We start from the raw sequence: 17,670 nt of genomic DNA on the forward strand, positions 1-17,670 counted from the left end.
TGGCAAGTGCCCGTGGCGGAAGCCGGTCAGAGCGGCGCGTCGAGCGCGGCTTCGGCGAAGCCCTTGGCGACCAGCCGGGCGCGAAGGCGCGGCCGATGGTCGCGCCAGTCCTCGGCCAGCAGGCCCAGGCCGACGACGTCGGTCGGTCGGCCCTGCTTGACGACATGGGCGCGGAACAAGGCCTCGCGCTGGAAGCCGCTCGAGAGGTGGGAGGCGAGGGCGGCCTCGTTGGTGGCCAGCACTTCGGACCACAGCTTGCGCAGGCCCAGGACCTGGAAGGCGTGGTCGGCGACCTTGAACTCGGTGAAACCGCCGACGCCCAGGCCCCGCGCGCGCTCCTCGGCCAGGTAGCGGGCTATGGCGCCGCGGCCCTGGCTCGAATCGATATCGACCAGGCTGGTCAGGCCCACGGGAGCGCCCTCCAGCAGGACGACCCAGTCGCATCGGCGCGGATGGCCGACCAGGGTGTCGAACCAGCGATCATGCTCCTCGCGCGCGATCAGATGGTCGGAATACATGAAGGCCGCGACCTGCGGGCTGTTTCGCCAGGCCAACAATCGGTCGCGATCGCCTTCTTCGACCCGCCGCAGAACGACGTCAGGCACGACGGTCGCCTCCCAGCATGGCCAGATCCGGGCGGCCGCGGACCAGGGCGCGGACGGCGTCGGAGGTGAAGTCCGGATCGTCGGCATAGAGGGCGTCATAGACCGCGCGGACGAATTCCAGGTCGTCGGGCCGATCGACGGTCCAGCGCACCGCGCCCTCGTCGGCCGCCTGGGCGTAGCTGGCCAGACGGAAGTGGTCGGGGTTGCGATAGAGATAGGGGGTCACATGCTCGCGATCGTGGGGATCGCTGGTCTCGGCGGCGGCGCGGCGCAGGGCGGCGGCCGTCATCACCTCGACATCCAGCCCCTTCGGGAAGGTGCGTGGCTCGGCGACATTGGAGGCGTAGTCCGCGCCGCTGTCCTCGAACCGCGCGATGGTGGCGTCGATCACCCCGGGATCGGCCAACGGGCAGTCGGCGGTCAGGCGGACCACGGTTCGCGCCGGGCCAAAGGCGTCCAGGGCGCCGACGAAGCGGCCCAGCACGTCGTCCAGGTCGCCGCGATGGACGGGAACGCCAGCCGCCGCCAGAACCTCGACGAGGGGATCGTCGTCAGCCCGGATCGAGGTCGCCACCACGATGCGCTGCAGCTCGCGGGCGCGGCACAGGCGCTCGATCTGGCGCAGGATCATCGGCGCCCCGGCCACCGGCGCCAGCACCTTGCCGGGCAGGCGTGTCGAGGACATGCGCGCTTGCAGGATGGCGAGCACCATGGCCTAGCCGGCGACCTTATCGCGCAGGGCCTGGGCGACCTCGGCCATCACGGGAGCCCATTGGCCGAGCTCGGGCGGCGAAAACACGCGCGCCTGAGGATACCAGGGATAGGCGTCGGTCCCGAGCTTGGTCCACACCGAAGGCGCGGTCAGCATCCAGATCGGCGCGCCCGCCGCGCCCGCCAGGTTGGTGGTGGCGTTGGAGAAACCGATGATCAGGTCGACCGCGGCGCACAGGGCGGTCAGGTCGTCGAGGTCCATCTTCAGGTCCAGGCCCGGCGGCCGCCAGATCTCGACGCCGAACTGGTCCTTGGCCAGGGCGATCTCCTCCTCGCAGTCGCCGTACTGCAGGTTGATGAACGTGACGCCCGGCGTCTTCAGCACCGGCTCCCACAGTTGGAACGGCGAGAATTGCCGGGCCCGATCGCCTTTCAGGCTCAGGCTCTTCCATAGCAGGCCGACCTTTGGTTCAGGACCCAGCTTGTCGAGCTCGGCCTTCCAGTAGGCGACCCGCTCCGGATCGGGCGTCAGGAACGATTTGCGGTTCGGGAAGGCCTCGACCGAGTTGCGCTGGGTGCGCAGGAAATCGCCCAGCGCCGCCCAGCAGTCGAAGCGCTCCCAATGCTCGATGTCCGGCGCGGTGCGATAGACACGGCCCTCGTACTTCATGGTCCGGTGGGCGCTGACCTCGATGCCCGGATAGGTGCGCTCGAACAGCGGCTTCAGGCGGCGCTCGACCACCAGGGTCATCTTGCCGTCCGGCCCCAGCATCTCGAGGATGTCCGGCAGCATGTTGGAGAGCATGACCTCGTCGCCCAGGCCCTGCTCGGCGACGACCATCAGGGTCTTGCCCTTGAGGTCCTCCCCCGCCCAGCGGGTGGCGGGGATGTGGAACAGCGGGGCCTCGGAGATTTCCGGCGAGAAGCGGGTCTCGTACGCTTCCCAGCCCTCGGCGACCCGCCCCAGGGCCAGCAGGAGCGTGGCGCGGGCGAATTGCATGACCGTCGCATCGGCGGGGTCCTGAGTTTCCCGCATCCCGGCCTCGCTGTCGATCAGGGCGCCTTCGATGTCGCCGAGATCGGCCTTGGCGTAGGCGCGATTGTGGAGCGCCTTGCTGTGTGTGGGGGCTAGGCGCAGGGCCTCGTCGAAGAAGACGATCGAGCCGCCGGGGTCGCCCATGTTGCAGAGCACCGTGCCCAGGGTGTTCCAGAGGCCGGCGGCCTGGGGGTGGATGGCCAGAGCGACCTTCAGCACATCGATCGCTTCGGTTTCGCGGTTCATTTCGCGCAGGGCGCAGGCCAGGTTGTTGGCGGCTTCGATGTCATTGGGCCGGGCCAGGCGGTAGTGCGCGAAGAACTTGGCCGCGAAGTCGACCATGTTCAGGCGGAACGCCAGGCGTCCGAGGTCGCCGGCGACCGCGCTGTGGTCGGTCAGCAGGGCGAGCGCGGCCTCGTAGCACTTGAGCGAAGAGGCGAAGTCGCCTTGCTTCTCGCGCGAGATGGCCAGGATGTGCCACGCCAGGCCGAACTGATCGTCTTTCTTGAGCAGCTTCAGGGCGATCTTCTCGGCCTTGGCGTAGTCCTGTGCGTGCACCGCCAGGATCGCCGTCCTAACGGCCTTGGCGTTCTCGGTGCTCTTGAGGTCCTGCGCCGCCTGCTTCAGCCGTTCCAGGGAGTCGGCCGAGGCCGAATCGCCCATGGCCTTCACGATCTGGCCGGGTTGGAAGGGAAGGGCGCCGATATCGGCCTGGCTGGCGGCGCTATCGGACGCTTCGAGGACGCTTTTGTTGGACATGGCGGACCGATCCGGGGACTTTGTTATTAACCATGTTTTGGGGGGCTATGCTTAATTGAGTCCTAAGCCGCGTCTTACGGTCGCAAGGCGGCCTGAATTGCGGCAAGACGGCGTTAACAGATGTTCGCCTAGCTTCGCGTCCAACCCGTCGTCATGACGGAACCGGGCGAAGTGGCGTCAACGAAGGAGCGGCCTTAGTGCCTTTGAAGCTGTCGCTGAAGCCCGGCGAAAAATTCGTTCTCAACGGCGCCGTGGTCCAGAATGGGGATCGGCGCGGAGTTCTGGTGCTCCAGAACAAGGCCTCCGTCCTCCGCGAGAAGGACATCATGCAGCCGGAACAGGTCACGACGCCCGCGCGTCGGATCTATTTTCCGGTGATGATGATGTACCTTGACGAGGCCGCAGCCGAGAAGTTCTTCGAGGACTTCGCGGGCCGCCTTAACGAATTCATGGGAGTTGTACGCAATCCTGTGGTTCTGCAGGACTGCATCGCCATTTCGAAGCACGTTATGGCGCGCGAGTACTACAAGGCTCTGATGTTGAGCCGTAAGTTGATTGAATACGAAGACGAGAGGTTGGGGCATGTCTCTTCGGGCCTATCAGCAGGCGGCGACGCGGGCTGAGAATCCCCGTGAAATGGAGTACCGCCTGTTCGGTCAGGTGACGCGCGCCCTCATGGACGCGTCCCGGGCCCCGGCGGACGACATTGCCACGCGGATCGACGCATTGGATTGGAATCGCAAGGTCTGGTCGGCCTTGGCGACCGACTGTTCCTTGCCTGAAAATCAACTGCCCAAAGAGCTTCGGGCCAGCATCATTTCGCTGAGCCTCTGGGTCGGTCGTCACTCCAGCGCCGTGATGCGCAAGGAGGAGGACTTCGAACCCCTGATCGAGATCAACCGCATGATGATGCAGGGGCTGTCCGCCCGGGCCGACGCCGCCTGATTCTTCGGTTTTCGCAAGACTGAACGTCTTGCCTAGCTACTTCGGAAAAACCTGCCGCCCGGCGAATCCTGCATTCGCCGGGCGGTTTCGTTTTTGCCTTGAAGTCAAAATTAATTCAACAAAATCAATAGTTTATGGATTGGCCCCGACCTCGGTTCGGTTGGCCCGCCGCTTGCGATGGTTCGCGCGGGGCAAAACGCCCGACCGGCAATACGCCGGGCAAATCCCACCAAAACGGTAGGTATCAAATGCTGAACTCGATCAACACGAACCCGAGCGCCCTTCTTGCGCTCCAAAACCTGAACGCAACCAACACGGAGCTCGCCACTACCCAGAGCCGTATCAACACCGGCAAGAAGGTTGGAACCGCCAAGGACAATGGCGCGATCTGGTCGATGGCCAAGATGCAAAGCGCGAGCTCGAGTTCGTTGAACGCCGTGAAGGATTCGCTCCAGCGCGGTCAGTCGACGATCGATGTTGCTCTCGCGGCAGGCGACACCATCACCGATCTGCTCACGAAGATGAAGGAAAAGGCCCTGGCCGCTTCCGACACTTCGCTGAACACCGCCTCGTTCAACTCGCTGAAGTCGGACTTCGAGACGCTCCGTGGCCAAATCGAAAAGGCCGCGGCAAACGCGAAGTTCAATGGCGTCAGTCTGGCGGACGGCACGACGGCCCAGATCAGCTTCCTGGCCAACGCGGACGGGGGCAACTTCACGGTCCAGGCGCAAAACCTGGGTCTTGTGGGTCTTGGTCTGGTGGCCGGTAGCGACACCTTCACCTCGGCATCGACGGCCAAGTCGATGATCGATGTCATGTCGAAGGCGTTGCAAACGGCGACGAACAAACTGTCTTCCCTGGGCACGTCCTCGGTCGGTCTGGATACTCACCTGACCTTCGTGGGCAAGCTGCAGGACAGCCTGGACGCCGGCGTGGGCAACCTCGTCGACGCGGACCTGGCGAAGGAAAGCGCCAAGCTGCAGTCGCTGCAAACCAAGCAGCAACTGGGCGTCCAAGCGCTCTCGATCGCCAATCAGAGCCCGCAGACGATCCTGTCGCTGTTCAAGGGGTGAGCCCGATACGCCGGACGGCCGTCAAAAGCCGTCCGGCGCCTCTTTTCCGCCGGGTGCGCATATTGTGCCCGGCAACAATTGCCCATGGCGAAAGGCTCTCGGCAGAAATTGCCGGGAGCCTTCGTCGTTAATGGATGTATAACGCAATGATTTCAGAGATTTAGTGAGGCCTTGCCGCTGGGCAAGAATGGCCCGGCAATTGCTACGGACCTTTTCGAGCAAAACGCTCCCGGCAGCCAAAATGGCGTCGGATACCTTGAAAAGGAACCTACTCGTATGCCGCTGAATAGCATCAATACGAACGCTGGCGCTCTGATCGCCCTGCAAAACCTCAACACCACCAACAGCGAACTGGGCGTCGTCCAGCAACGCATCAACACCGGCAAAAAGGTCGGTAACGCCAAGGACAACGGCGCCATCTGGGCCATGTCCAAGATTCAGAACGCGACCTCGTCGTCCCTGAACTCGGTGAAGGACTCGCTGCAGCGCGGCCAGTCGACGATCGACGTGGCCCTGGCGGCCGGCGACACCATCACCGACCTGCTCAGCAAGATGAAGGAAAAGGCCCTGGCCGCTTCCGACACCTCGCTGAACACCGCTTCGTTCAATGCCCTGTTGTCGGACTTCACCTCGCTGCGCGAACAGGTCCAGAAGGCCGCCGACAACGCCAAGTTCAACGGCGCCAGCCTGGCCGACGGCAAGGTCACGAACATGACCTTCCTGGCCAATTCGGACGGCACGGGCTTTACCGTGAAGGCCCAGACCCTGGGTCTGGCCGGTCTCGGCCTGACCACCGCTACCCCGGCCTTCAGTTCGGCCTCGTCTGCCAAGTCGATGATCAGCGACATCGACAAGGCCATCGGCACGGCCACCAACAAGCTGGCCTCGCTGGGCACCAGCTCTGTCGGCCTCGACACCCACCTGACCTTCATCGGCAAGCTGCAAGACAGCCTGGACGCCGGCGTCGGCAACCTGGTGGACGCCGACCTGGCCAAGGAAAGCGCCAAGCTGCAGTCGCTGCAAACCAAGCAACAGCTGGGTGTGCAGGCGCTGTCGATCGCCAACCAGTCCTCGTCGTCGATCCTGAGCCTGTTCCGTTAAGGAATGCGGAGGGGAGGCGGGCCCGCTTGGCCCGCCTCCGCCTTTTCGGGGATCGATGAGCAAGGAGAGAAGCAAGAGAGGAGGGCCGGTCCGCAAGCGCCGGTAAATAGGAAATGGAACCCAAGGCCGCATTGTCGGCGATCAGAGACTTCGTCGCCTCAACCGCTCCCGCCACGAACGCCCCGGACCTGTCCGAGGGCGCGAATGTCGTTTCGGCGCCGGCCGCCCAGCCGATCGAGCACCAGCCGGCTCCGCCGGTCGAGGCCGGCCCGCAGCCTGGCGACCTGCGCCTGGTGATCGAGCAGGATGGCGACTCCGGTGAGTATGTCTACAAGACCGTGGATCGTCGGACGGGCGAGACGCTGCAGCAATTTCCGCGCGAGCAGATTCTGAAGCTGCGCGAGGAAACCACCTACGCGTCGGGCGACGTCTTCGACGGCCAGGCCTGAGCGAACCGCCCGACTGCATGGCGGGTGCGACAGCGGGCCGCGGGCGTAAACAGACATGGTTTATAAGCGTTAACCATAATCTTACTTTCTGACCCCAAGTTCGGCGGCGACCAGATCGCTCGCCGAATCGCGCGCGATCGCAACCAAACGGCAAAATAGCCGATCGGAGGCCGCGCATGACGTTGAGCGTCAACACGAACCAGCCCGCGCTGATCGCGCTGCAGAACCTGAACCGCACTAACGACGACATGCAGGCGGTGCAGACTCGCATCAACACGGGTGAAGCCATCTCGACCGCCAAGGACAATGCGGCGGTCTGGTCGATCGCGCAGGAGCAGCGCGGCGACATGAGCGCGCTCAGCGCCGTCAAGATGAGCCTGGATCGCGCGACCTCGATCGCCGACGTGGCCCTGGCCGCCGGCGATTCGATCTCGGACCTGCTGAAGCTGTTGCGCGAGAAGGTGGTGGCCGCCAAGGACACCTCGCTGACCACGTCCTCGCGGACCTCGCTGAACGCCGACTTCCAGGGCCTGCTCAAGAATCTGGACCAGGTCGTCAAGAGCGCCGTGTTCGACGGCGCCAACCTCTTGGACGGCAGCCAGGCCGCCGACATGCAGTTCCTGGCCGACGCCGACGCGGCTCAGGCCATCACGCTGTCGCTGCAGAACCTGTCGCTGGGCGGCACGATCAACACCCTGACGACGACCGACGATATCCTGACCCCGGCCAACGCCGACGCGGTGTTCCAGCGCCTGGAAGCGTCGATGACCGCGATCAACCAGGCGGTCGGCAACATCGGCACGCAGGCCAAGCAGATCGACGCCCACAACAGCTTCGTGGGCAAGCTGAGCGACGTGCTGGAGACGGGCGTGGGCAATCTGGTCGACGCCGACCTCGCCAAGGAAAGCGCCCGCTTGCAAGCCTTGCAGGTCAAGCAGCAGCTGGGCGCCCAGGCGCTGTCGATCGCCAACAGCGCGCCGCAGATCATCCTGTCGCTGTTCAAGGGCGGGTAAGCCTGCGAGGCGCGGCGACGTCTCAAAGGCGCCTAGGTCCTGTCGCATCGGCGAGCTAAGGTTCCACGAGGCGAACCGGGGATTCGGCGGCGGGCATGATCGAACTTCGCGACTTACGGGACGAGGATGAGGCGATCCTCTTTCAGTGGCGCTCCGAACCGGAGGTCGACCGCTGGATGTCCGACGCCGAGCTGCCGAGCCGCGAGGCTCACGCGGCGTGGTTCGACGCGCTGCGAACCGATCCCGATCTGCGCGGCTGGATGATCACCCGGGCCGGCGCGCCCATGGGCCTGATCACCCTGTCGGGTCTGAGCAGCCATCACCGCCGCGCCAGTCTGCACTGGTTCCTCGGTTCGGCCGAGGCGCGGGGCAGGGGCGTCGGCCGCGCCGCCCAGGTGCTGGGCCTGGACCGGGCCTTCGGCGAGCTGGGCCTGCACAAGGTTTTCGCCGAGGTCATGGCCGATAACGACGCGGCCCTGAAGGCTCAGTCCGCCGCCGGTTTCCGCCGCGAGGGCTATCTGCGCGGTCACGTGCTGAAGGGCGGCGAGGCGCGCGACGTCGTGCTGCTGGGCATCCTGGCCTCGGAGTGGGCGGAGCTGCGCGAGGGCGCCCGCCGGGCGCTGTCCGACGCCAACCTTATCGCCGCTTAAGGCTAATCGTTAAGGAGTCGTCAGCGAACGTCTGGCAAGGGTAACTCAGGGGCGCTTCGCGCCCTGATTGGAACAGGTCGTGATCAGCTTCGATTCCAGCCTTCTGCTCAACTACTATCAGGCCCGCGCGGGCGTGACGGGAGCAACTGCGTCTGGAACGTCGACCACGACGGCGTCTGGCGGCAAGAAGGCCGTCGTGCCGAATGCGCCCTGGCTGGGCAACGCGCCCGTGGCCAGCGAACAGGTCCGCTCGGCCCTGAATGGCCGCAAGTTCGTGGACGAGGGCGCCAGCGCCTCTAGCCTCAAGGGCGTGAGCCCCGACTACAAGAAGCTGTTCGCCTCGTACCAGGCGCTCAGCACCATGTCGGCCCTGATCACCCAGGCCGGGCAGAAGGGGCAGACCGACGGCGAGATCAAACGCCTGCAGAGCGCCCTGACGCGCGGCCTGGGCGAGGTCACCGGCTACGTCCAAGGGCTGTCGCTGGATCAGATGCGCCTGACCACCGGCGCGGTGATGACCAGCGACAAGGCCACGGTCGGCGTTCCGAAGAACACCACCACGTACACGACCGACAAGCTCTATACCGGCCAAGCCGACGACGAGGTGCCGCGCTTCAAGGGCGACGTCTCGTTCGGCGTCGCCGTCAAGAGCTTCGGCGTCACCTCCAACATCACCATGGACTTGTCCGAGATGGGCTCAACGCCCCGGACCATGTCCAATGTCGTCAGCTACATGAACGGCAAGATGAAGGCGGCCGGGCTGAACACCAGCTTCTCGGTGCAGCGCACGGCGGGCCAGGCCCAGACGGTCCAGGTCGGCGGCAAGCCCGTGACCCTTCCGGCCACCGGCGATAACTTCGCCCTGAAGATCAACGGCGACATCGCCGAGCAGATGACTTTCAGCGCCCCGACGGCCGCGCCGGCGGTCTATGTCACGACAAAGGCCGGTGATCCGGATCCGGACAAGAATTCGAAGACCGACGACGCCAAGTACGAAAACACCCTGACCAAGTACAGCGCGGCTGGGACCGGTGGCGGCGCCAACGCCGGCGCGCCGGGCGGCAAGGTGTTCACCGAGACCCTGCAGGGCACGATCAACAGCGTCCGCAAGTCGGTGACTGGCGCGGACGGCTCGGTCTACATGCTGGCCGATGTCGACACGGCGGTGGACGGCAAGCTCGACCTGAACGGTCAGCCGATCAAGGGCGATAGCGATGTCGCGCTGCTGAAGTACGACAGCGCCGGCCAACTGCTGTACGCCCGCACCCTGGGCGCGACCGACGAGGCCAACGGCCTGTCGCTGGCCGTCGGCGACGACGGCAGCGTCGCCGTGGCCGGCTCGGTCACCGGCCGTCTGAACGGCGCGGTCAACGGTCCGATCAACAGTGGCGACACCGGGAAGACCAGCGACAGCTTCGTCACCCGATACGACTCCAAGGGCGACGAGCAGTGGACGGTGCGCCGCGGCGGCCTGCAGGAAGACGAGGCCACCGCCCTGGCGTTCGGCTCGGACGGCGTTCTTTATGTCGGCGGCCGCAGCAAGTCGGACCTGCCCGGCGCGGTCGGCGCGGACCCCAGCGGCGGCTATGACGCCTATCTGACGGCCTTCGCCACCGACAGCGCCGGCAAGCCCCAGGCGCTGTTCACCCAGAAGTTCGGCACGACCGAGAACGACAGCGTCTCTGACATCGTCGTCAACGGCTCGCAGGTCATCGTCGGTTCCAAGGAGAACGGTTCGGCGACGCTGCGCAGCTTCGACGTCTCGCCCAATGTCGTGACCGAGAACGTCAAAAAGCTGGATCAGTACGGCGCCTATCAGACCGTACCCGTCACCTACACCAAGACCGCCACCGTCACGGCCGGCGCCAAGCGCGACCTGGGCTCCCTGAAGGGCGGCGATCTGGTGGGGCTGAAGATCGACGGCGGCCAACTGTATGTCGGCGGCTCGACGGCCAACACCCTGATGTCGATCAATGGCGCGACGACCGCGCCGTCGGGCGGCATGGACGCTTTCGTCGGCCGCATGTCGCTGGATCTCTCGAACAATGGCAGCGATGCGCTGACCTATTACGGCGGCACGGGCGACGACACGGTCGCCGGCTTCGACGTCTCGAACGGCACGGCCTGGCTGGTCGGCTCGGCCGGAGCGAACCTGGACGGTCAGGGGACGGTCGGGACCAAGGACGGCTACGTCGCCCAGGTCAATGTCGGCACGGGCAATGTCGACTGGAGCCAGCGCCTGACGGGCAAGGACGGCTATGCGACGCCGACCTCGGTGGCGGTGGCCAAGGCCGGCGCCTCGTCGCTGGACGCCCTGGGCCTGCCGGCCGGCGCCATGAACTACACCCAGTCCGACCGCATTGTCTCGGCGACCGCGGCTCGGGCCGGCGACACCTTCCAGATCCGCACCCGCGAGCGCGGCAACCTGGCCACGATCACCATCGAGGCCAAGGACACGCTCGAGACCCTGGCGGACAAGATCAAGCGCGCGTCGGGCTACCGCGCCAAGGTCGAGACCGCCACCAGCGGCAACAGCCGTGTTCTGAAGATCAGCCCCGCCTCCAGCACCTCGACGATCGAGATCGTGGCGGGAAAGGGCGGCGCCGATGTGCTGACGGCCCTGGGCCTGACCGGCGGCGTCGTGCGCGCCACCAAGACCGACGACGGCAAGACGGTCTCGGCCGACGGCAGTGGTCCGGTCTATGGTCTCAGCCTGCCGCCCGAACTGGACCTGACCTCGGACGCCGGGCGTAAGAACGCCTCCATGGTCATTCAGCGGGCGATGTCGTCGGTCCGCAGCGCCTATCGCGAGATCGCCGACACGGCCATGGGCGTCAAGAGCGACAGCTCGAAAAGCGCGGGCAAGACCGATGGCAAGGTTCCGGCCTATCTGACCAGCCAACTGGCCAACTACCAGGCGGCCCTCAACCGTCTGACGGGCGGCAGCTAGGTCTCATATTCTAGCCTGTCGAGCTTGAAAGCGTCATCGACGCGTCGTAGCCAGGGGTCATGGACTTTCTGAAAGATCGCCGAACCCTCATCTTCGCTGGCGGTGGCGCGCTCGCGCTGCTGGCGGGCCTGGGCATCGCCGTGGCCCTGATGTCGGGGCACGACAAGAAACCGGACGAGGCTCCGCCGGCCTCGCGGGGCGGTCTGATCGTCGAGACGGGACGTGACGACGACAGCAAGCTGGATCCCGCGCGTCCGCTGCGCTGTTTCGTGGGCGGAGCCTTCGTCGGCGAGATCACCCTGGCCGAATGCGCCAAGAAGAACGGCGTGGCCACCGGCGCCCTGGATGTCGGCGTCGATGAGACGGGCGCCCTGGCCGCCGCCGATCAGGCCGGCACGGTCCTGACCCCGCTGCCGCCGACCCCGACCGTCTCCGCGCCCGCCGCGACCCCGACGACGCCCGCGACGACGCCGGCCTCGTCGGCCAATACCGCGGCCAACACACCGCTCGGCGCCTGCTGGCGCTACGCCGGCAACGAATGGCGGCGCCTGCCCGGCGAGATCACCCTGAACGCTTGCGCCCAGCAGCTGTTCGGCGGCCGCTGCGAGAAGACTGGCGGCGCCACCTACGGCCGCTGGGGCGAGGAAACGCTGCGCCTGGTGCCGGGCCGAGTCGAGATCTCGTCGGACAACCGCAGCTTCCACACCGCGTTCGACCAGGGCCCGAACTGCTCTATCCCGAACGGCTGATAGGTTTATAGGTGTAATCCATGAGCAAGACCGTCCTCGCCGTCGCCGCCGTTCTGGCCGTTTCCAGTCTCGCGCTCGCGGGTTGCGAGAAGCAGACCAAGGCGCCGTTCGAGACGGGCGTCTGCTTCCAGGTGGCGACCAACAAGGACGGCACGCTGCGCTATAATCCGGTGGCCCGGAACGTGCCGCAGATGGAAGAGTGCGCCGCCACCCTGGAAGGCGTGCGCATGCGTTTCGTGCGCATGGGTCAGTCCAACAGCGCGGGCATGGTCGGCGCCTACCAAGGCTCGTTCATCTTCCTCGAAAAGGAAGGCATCTACGTCGGCCAGACCTATGAAGGTCCGCGCTTCATGTCGCTGGTCCGCACCGGCGACGGCCGCCTGGCCGTACCGGGCGCGATCCGCCGCCAGTAACCCTGGAGGAGGGAGTGGGGCGGTCCGTCCACAGCCGTCTTTCCCGTCCACAAGAACGTTACAAGAACAAAACTTGCGCGCGCCGTAAGCTCTCGTTAACGTCTCGCCTCAGATTCCGGCGCGAGGGTCGCCGGGCGTGAACAAGGGCGAGCGATGGCTGGCAGCGTCAACAAGGTCATTCTGGTGGGCAACCTCGGGGCCGATCCCGAGATCCGCAGCCTCGGTTCGGGCGACCGCGTCGCCAATCTCCGCATCGCCACCTCCGAGACCTGGCGCGACCGCACCAGCGGCGAGCGCAAGGAAAAGACCGAGTGGCACCGCGTCGTGATCTTCAACGACAACCTGGTGAAGGTCGCCGAGCAGTACCTGCGCAAGGGCTCGACGGTCTACATCGAGGGCGCGATCCAGACCCGCAAGTGGACCGACAACACTGGCGCCGAAAAGTACTCGACCGAGATCGTGCTGCAGAAGTTCCGCGGCGAACTGACCATGCTGGGCGGTCGCGGCGACAGCGCCGGCGCCTCGTCTGGCGGCGGCGGCGGTGACGAGTATGGCGGCGGCTATTCGGGCGGCGGCCAGCGCAGCCAACCCAGTGGCCCGCGCGAGAGCTTCTCGGCCGACCTGGACGACGAAATCCCGTTCTAGAGGACAGTGGAAGGCCGGCGGCGGCCGTTGGCGCCGTCGACGGCCGCTTCCACGGGGGCGAGCGGCGGGCGATCCGGAAGCGGTCGTCCGCCGCTTACGTTTCAGCTGCGCAATACGCTTGCCCTCAGTCAGAGGTTGTGTTTCCCTTTCCGCGTCTAAGGGGGATGCGCGATGCGATCCTGGTTTGCCGGCGTGGTCCTGGCCGCGATGGTTCCGATGTCGGCGTCGGCGCAGGATGTTCCGCCGCTGGTCTCCGATCCCCTGGTGGTCAAGGCCGCCAACCGCGCCCGAACCATGAACTATGTCCGCGCGGCGACCCGGCTGTCGGACGGCAGGGTTAGTCGGCGTGGGCCGGAGCTTTGTCCGGTCGTGGCCGGCGCCGCCAAGGATGTGAACGGCTACGTACGCTCGCGGCTGCGCCAGGTGGCGGGCGATGTCGGCCTGAGGTTCGAGGCCAGGAAGTGTTATCCCAACCTGCTGATCCTGTTCTCGCGTGAGCCGGAGGCCATGCTACAGCAGGCGCGCCAGCGCGGTAAGATCCGCTACGACATGGTCTCGATACCCCGCATCGACCGGTTCAAGGCCAACACCAATCCCGTGCGCTGGCTCAGTTACACCGGCGAGATCCCGGCCTATGGCGACATCGCGCCCGGCGGCGTCGTGTCGGGCGACAACAGCGGCGTTCTCAACGTGCGCGCCGTGGACAGCCACATCATCCAACCGGTCGCGAGCCGGCTGCACTACAGTCTGGTGGTGGTGGACGCCCGCAAGGTCGATGGCGTCGAGATCGCCGCCCTGGCCGACTATGTCAGCCTGGTCGCCCTGGCCGATATTCGCCCCGACGCCACCCAGCCCGACCAGGCCTCGATCCTCAACCTGTTCGCCGAGCCCGGCGGACCCAAGCGCATGACGGCCTCGGACCAGGCCTATCTTCGCGGCCTCTACAAACTGAAGACCGACCGCGTCGCGCCCGATCAGCTGGGCGCCCTGGCCTCGGCCATGGCCACCGAACTCGAGCGCTAGTCCAGCAGATCCCCAGGCTTGGCCCAGCGATAGCGCACGACATCGACCTCCCGGCCGCCGGGGGCGGTCTCGCGATAGCGGGCCGTCTCCACGCCGCCCTTGCGGATGTAGAACCCGAGCGCGGCTTGGTTGGGGGCGTAGACCTCCAGGTGCAGCGGCGCGCCGGCGTGGTCCTCGATCAGCCACCGCGCCACCTCGGCCAGCAGGGCCGTGCCCAGGCCGCCGCCCTTGCGCTCGGGCGCGACGTGCAGATTGTCGAGCACAGCGCCCACCGCCGGGTTCAGTCGGAACGAGGCGTAGGCCAGACCGACCGGTTCGCCGCCCTCCATGGCCGCCAGGATCAGGTCGGTCGCCGGATCGAAGGTCTCGAACCGGGCGCGCCAGACAGCCCGCGAGACGTCGAACAGCGCATGGTCCAGATAGGCGTCGCCATAGAGGCCGCGATAGGCGATCTGGCGGCTGCGCGTGTGGAGGTCGGCGAGAGCGTCCGCCTCATTTCGGGACGCGCCGAGTCGGACAATGTGCGGTTCCATGCACGCCATGGAAGCATTTCACGCCGCGAAGACAAGCCGCCGCGATCGTCCGGTTTCGGCTCAAGTCGCGGATTTGCAGCGCGATTGCTCGAAACCTCGCCAACTCATCCGAACGGACAACGTTGTCATTGGAATTATTTACCGAATTCTCTTGTGGAGCCATGGAACGCGAAGCGCCAGTGGACGCGTTCTCGGGCTAGATGCTACTGAGACGCCCGGATATTGCACTGCGGGATCACGACAAAGCAGCGCTGTTCCAGGGTGAGACGACCCCCTAAAGAGGGGCGCGGCCTTCTTCACTGATCGCAGGGTGAGAACATATGCCGGTTGAGACATTGACCAAGGCCCGTTGGGTTTATGCATTCGGCGGAGGCGGCGCGGACGGCGACGCCTCGATGAAGAACCTGCTTGGGGGGAAGGGCGCTAATCTCGCTGAGATGTCGTCTCTGGGCCTGCCGGTGCCGCCGGGCTTCACCATCACCACCGAAGCCTGCGTCCACTACTATTCCAACGGCAGACAGTATCCGGCCGAGCTGACCGAGCAGGTCGCCGCCGGCCTGGCCAGGGTCGAGGAGCTGACCGGCAAAAAGTTTGGCGACGTCGCCAACCCGTTGCTGGTCTCGGTGCGCTCGGGCGCGCGGGCCTCGATGCCGGGCATGATGGACACGGTTCTGAACCTGGGCCTCAATGACGAGACCGTCGAGGGCCTGGCCAAGCTGTCGGGCGACCGCCGCTTCGCTTATGACAGCTATCGCCGCTTCATCCAGATGTACTCGAACGTCGTGCTCAACCTCGAGCACCATATGTTCGAGGAGATCCTGGACGACCACAAGGAGCGCCTGGATATCAACGTCGACACCGGCCTCACCGCCGACGATTGGGCCCAGGTCATCAAGGACTACAAGACCGCCGTTCAGGATCACCTGGGCAAGCCCTTCCCGCAGGACGCCCAGGAGCAGCTGTGGGGCGCCGTCGGCGCCGTGTTCGCCAGCTGGATGAACGACCGCGCCAAGTTCTATCGCCGCATGCACGACATCCCCGAGAGCTGGGGCACGGCCGTGAACATCCAGTCGATGGTGTTCGGCAATATGGGCGACACCTCGGCGACGGGCGTGGCCTTCACCCGCAACCCGTCGAACGGCGACAACCGCCTGTATGGCGAGTTCCTGATCAACGCCCAGGGCGAGGACGTGGTGGCGGGCATCCGCACGCCGCAGTCCCTGACCAAGGCCGCCCGCGAGGAGATGGGCGACGTCGCACCTTCGATGGAAGAGGCGATGCCCGAGGTGTTCGCCCAGTTCAAGTCGGTGGTGGAGACGCTGGAGCGTCACTACCGCGACATGCAGGACATCGAGTTCACCGTCGAGCGCGGCGTGCTCTACATGCTGCAGACCCGCAACGGCAAGCGCACCGCCAAGGCCGCGCTGAAAACGGCGGTCGACATGGCCGCCGAGGGCGTGATCAGCAAGGAAGAAGCGATCGGCCGCGTCGAGCCGGCCTCGCTGGACCAATTGCTGCACCCGACCATCGACCCGACCGCTCATCGCGACGTGATCACCACCGGTCTGCCGGCCTCGCCCGGCGCGGCGACCGGCAAGGTGGTCTTCGACAGCGACGCCGCCGAAAAGGCCGCCGCCGCCGGTGAAAGCGTCATCCTGGTGCGCGAGGAGACCTCTCCGGAAGATATCCACGGCATGCACGCCGCGCGCGGCATCATCACGGCCCGGGGCGGCATGACCAGCCACGCCGCCGTCGTGGCGCGCGGCATGGGCCGTCCCTGCGTCTCCGGCGCCGGCGACGTCTCGATCTTCCCCAAGGAAGGCCTGTTCCGGGCCCGTGGGCGCGAGTTCAAGGCCGGCGAGGTGATCACCATCGACGGCTCGACCGGCGAGATCCTGGCCGGTTCGCCGAAGATGATCGAGCCCGAGCTGACCGGCGACTTCGCGACTCTGATGGGCTGGGCCGACCAGGTTCGTCGCCTGAAGGTGCGGGCCAACGCCGAGACGCCGCTGGACGCCAAGACCGCCCGCCAGTTCGGCGCGGAGGGTATCGGCCTGTGCCGCACCGAGCACATGTTCTTCGACGACACCCGCATCGCCGCCGTGCGCGAGATGATTCTGGCCGACGACGAGAAGGGCCGCCGCGCGGCCCTGGCCAAGATCGCGCCGTTCCAGAAGGCCGACTTCGTCGAGCTGTTCACGATCATGGAAGGCCTGCCGGTCACGATCCGCCTGCTGGATCCGCCGCTGCACGAGTTCCTGCCGCACACCGAGGAGGACGTGGAAGCCGTGGCCACCGCCACCGGCCTCGACGCCGCCAAGCTCATGCGCCGCGCCAAGGAGCTGCATGAGACCAACCCGATGCTGGGCCACCGCGGCTGCCGCCTGGGCGTCTCCTATCCCGAAATCTACGAGATGCAGGTCCGCGCCATCATCGAGGCCGCCTGCGAGATCGCCAAGTCTGGCAAGGCCGCTCCCGTTCCCGAGATCATGCACCCGCTGGTCGCCAAGGGCGAGGAGATGAAGTACCTGCGCGACCTGACCGACCGTGTCGCCAAGGCGGTGCTGGAAGAGCAGGGCGTCGATCTGAAGTACACCGTCGGCACCATGATCGAGCTGCCCCGCGCCGCCCTGCGGGCCGGGGATCTCGCCGCCAACGCCGAGTTCTTCAGCTTCGGCACCAACGACCTGACCCAGACGACGTTCGGCATCAGCCGCGACGACGCCGGCAAGTTCCTGGGCGCCTATATCGACAAGGGTATCTTCGAAAAGGACCCCTTCGTCAGCCTCGACCAGGAAGGCGTCGGCGACCTGATCCGCATCGCCGCCGAGCGCGGCCGCGCGGTCCGTCCCGAAGTCAAGCTGGGCATCTGTGGCGAGCACGGCGGCGACCCGGCCTCGATCAGCTTCTGCGAGACGGTCGGCCTCGACTACGTGTCGTGCTCGCCCTACCGCGTGCCGATCGCGCGCCTGGCGGCGGCGCAGGCGGCGCTGGCCAACAAGAAGTAGGGGCCAC

General features: G+C 66.2%; 17 protein-coding genes. 13 read left to right on the top strand and 4 right to left on the bottom strand.

The window, feature by feature from the left end; all coding sequences use genetic code 11:
* Window positions 1-26: 26 nt before the first annotated feature.
* From pseH (AC07R7_RS14580) to AC07R7_RS14590, 3 genes are read right to left on the bottom strand one after another with little or no spacing between them, the layout of a single operon-like run.
* Window positions 27-605 (bottom strand): UDP-4-amino-4,6-dideoxy-N-acetyl-beta-L-altrosamine N-acetyltransferase, encoded by a 579-nt coding sequence (gene pseH, locus AC07R7_RS14580; RefSeq protein ID WP_494635654.1) that lies wholly within the window; start codon window positions 603-605, stop codon window positions 27-29.
* Window positions 598-1,317 (bottom strand): cytidylyltransferase domain-containing protein, encoded by a 720-nt coding sequence (locus AC07R7_RS14585; protein WP_494635655.1) that lies wholly within the window; start codon window positions 1,315-1,317, stop codon window positions 598-600. Before AC07R7_RS14585 ends, pseH (AC07R7_RS14580) begins: the two co-directional genes overlap by 8 nt.
* 3 nt (window positions 1,318-1,320) lie before the next feature.
* Window positions 1,321-3,111, bottom strand: a complete 1,791-nt coding sequence (locus AC07R7_RS14590; RefSeq protein ID WP_494635656.1) for a tetratricopeptide repeat protein — start codon at window positions 3,109-3,111, stop codon at window positions 1,321-1,323.
* 197 nt (window positions 3,112-3,308) lie between these two features.
* Between AC07R7_RS14590 and flbT the strand changes: the two genes are divergently transcribed.
* From flbT to AC07R7_RS14650, 12 genes are all read left to right on the top strand, one after another.
* Window positions 3,309-3,734, top strand: a complete 426-nt coding sequence (gene flbT / locus AC07R7_RS14595; RefSeq protein WP_492839297.1) for a flagellar biosynthesis repressor FlbT — start codon at window positions 3,309-3,311, stop codon at window positions 3,732-3,734.
* Window positions 3,694-4,056 carry a flagellar biosynthesis regulator FlaF gene (flaF, locus tag AC07R7_RS14600; RefSeq protein WP_492839296.1) on the top strand — a complete coding sequence of 121 codons (363 nt, stop codon included), beginning with the start codon at window positions 3,694-3,696 and terminating at the stop codon, window positions 4,054-4,056. The genes flbT and flaF overlap by 41 nt, the downstream gene beginning before the upstream one ends.
* Before the next feature lie 248 nt (window positions 4,057-4,304).
* Window positions 4,305-5,129 (top strand): flagellin, encoded by an 825-nt coding sequence (locus tag AC07R7_RS14605; protein WP_372955682.1) that lies wholly within the window; start codon window positions 4,305-4,307, stop codon window positions 5,127-5,129.
* A gap of 276 nt (window positions 5,130-5,405) precedes the next feature.
* The gene (locus AC07R7_RS14610) at window positions 5,406-6,230 is read left to right on the top strand and encodes a flagellin (protein WP_492885359.1); all 825 of its coding nucleotides are present in this window, start codon (window positions 5,406-5,408) and stop codon (window positions 6,228-6,230) included.
* 113 nt (window positions 6,231-6,343) lie between these two features.
* Window positions 6,344-6,679, top strand: a complete 336-nt coding sequence (locus AC07R7_RS14615) for a hypothetical protein (RefSeq protein WP_492885357.1) — start codon at window positions 6,344-6,346, stop codon at window positions 6,677-6,679.
* A 176-nt stretch (window positions 6,680-6,855) separates the two neighbouring features.
* Window positions 6,856-7,692 (top strand): flagellin N-terminal helical domain-containing protein, encoded by an 837-nt coding sequence (locus AC07R7_RS14620; RefSeq protein ID WP_492839292.1) that lies wholly within the window; start codon window positions 6,856-6,858, stop codon window positions 7,690-7,692.
* A 95-nt stretch (window positions 7,693-7,787) separates the two neighbouring features.
* The gene (gene pseH, locus AC07R7_RS14625; protein ID WP_492839291.1) at window positions 7,788-8,342 is read left to right on the top strand and encodes a UDP-4-amino-4,6-dideoxy-N-acetyl-beta-L-altrosamine N-acetyltransferase; all 555 of its coding nucleotides are present in this window, start codon (window positions 7,788-7,790) and stop codon (window positions 8,340-8,342) included.
* Between the two features lie 79 nt (window positions 8,343-8,421).
* On the top strand, window positions 8,422-11,292 hold the full coding sequence (locus AC07R7_RS14630; RefSeq protein ID WP_494635657.1) for a hypothetical protein: 2,871 nt from the start codon (window positions 8,422-8,424) through the stop codon (window positions 11,290-11,292).
* A 59-nt stretch (window positions 11,293-11,351) separates the two neighbouring features.
* Window positions 11,352-12,041, top strand: a complete 690-nt coding sequence (locus AC07R7_RS14635) for a hypothetical protein (protein ID WP_492839289.1) — start codon at window positions 11,352-11,354, stop codon at window positions 12,039-12,041.
* Window positions 12,042-12,061: 20 nt separating this feature from the next.
* On the top strand, window positions 12,062-12,454 hold the full coding sequence (locus AC07R7_RS14640) for a hypothetical protein (protein ID WP_492839288.1): 393 nt from the start codon (window positions 12,062-12,064) through the stop codon (window positions 12,452-12,454).
* A gap of 153 nt (window positions 12,455-12,607) precedes the next feature.
* Complete coding sequence (gene ssb / locus AC07R7_RS14645; RefSeq protein WP_492885348.1) at window positions 12,608-13,099, top strand: single-stranded DNA-binding protein; 492 nt, start codon at window positions 12,608-12,610, stop codon at window positions 13,097-13,099.
* 171 nt (window positions 13,100-13,270) lie between these two features.
* Window positions 13,271-14,122 (top strand): hypothetical protein, encoded by an 852-nt coding sequence (locus AC07R7_RS14650; RefSeq protein ID WP_492885346.1) that lies wholly within the window; start codon window positions 13,271-13,273, stop codon window positions 14,120-14,122.
* Here AC07R7_RS14650 and AC07R7_RS14655 read toward each other — a convergent pair.
* The gene (locus tag AC07R7_RS14655) at window positions 14,119-14,655 is read right to left on the bottom strand and encodes a GNAT family N-acetyltransferase (protein WP_494635658.1); all 537 of its coding nucleotides are present in this window, start codon (window positions 14,653-14,655) and stop codon (window positions 14,119-14,121) included. The genes AC07R7_RS14650 and AC07R7_RS14655 overlap by 4 nt on opposite strands.
* Window positions 14,656-14,975: 320 nt before the next feature.
* Here AC07R7_RS14655 and ppdK point away from each other — a divergent pair, with 320 nt between their 5' ends.
* Window positions 14,976-17,663, top strand: a complete 2,688-nt coding sequence (gene ppdK, locus AC07R7_RS14660; protein WP_494635659.1) for a pyruvate, phosphate dikinase — start codon at window positions 14,976-14,978, stop codon at window positions 17,661-17,663.
* Window positions 17,664-17,670 lie beyond the last annotated feature (7 nt).

Source organism: Caulobacter sp. GW821-FHT05F04 (assembly GCF_059419665.1).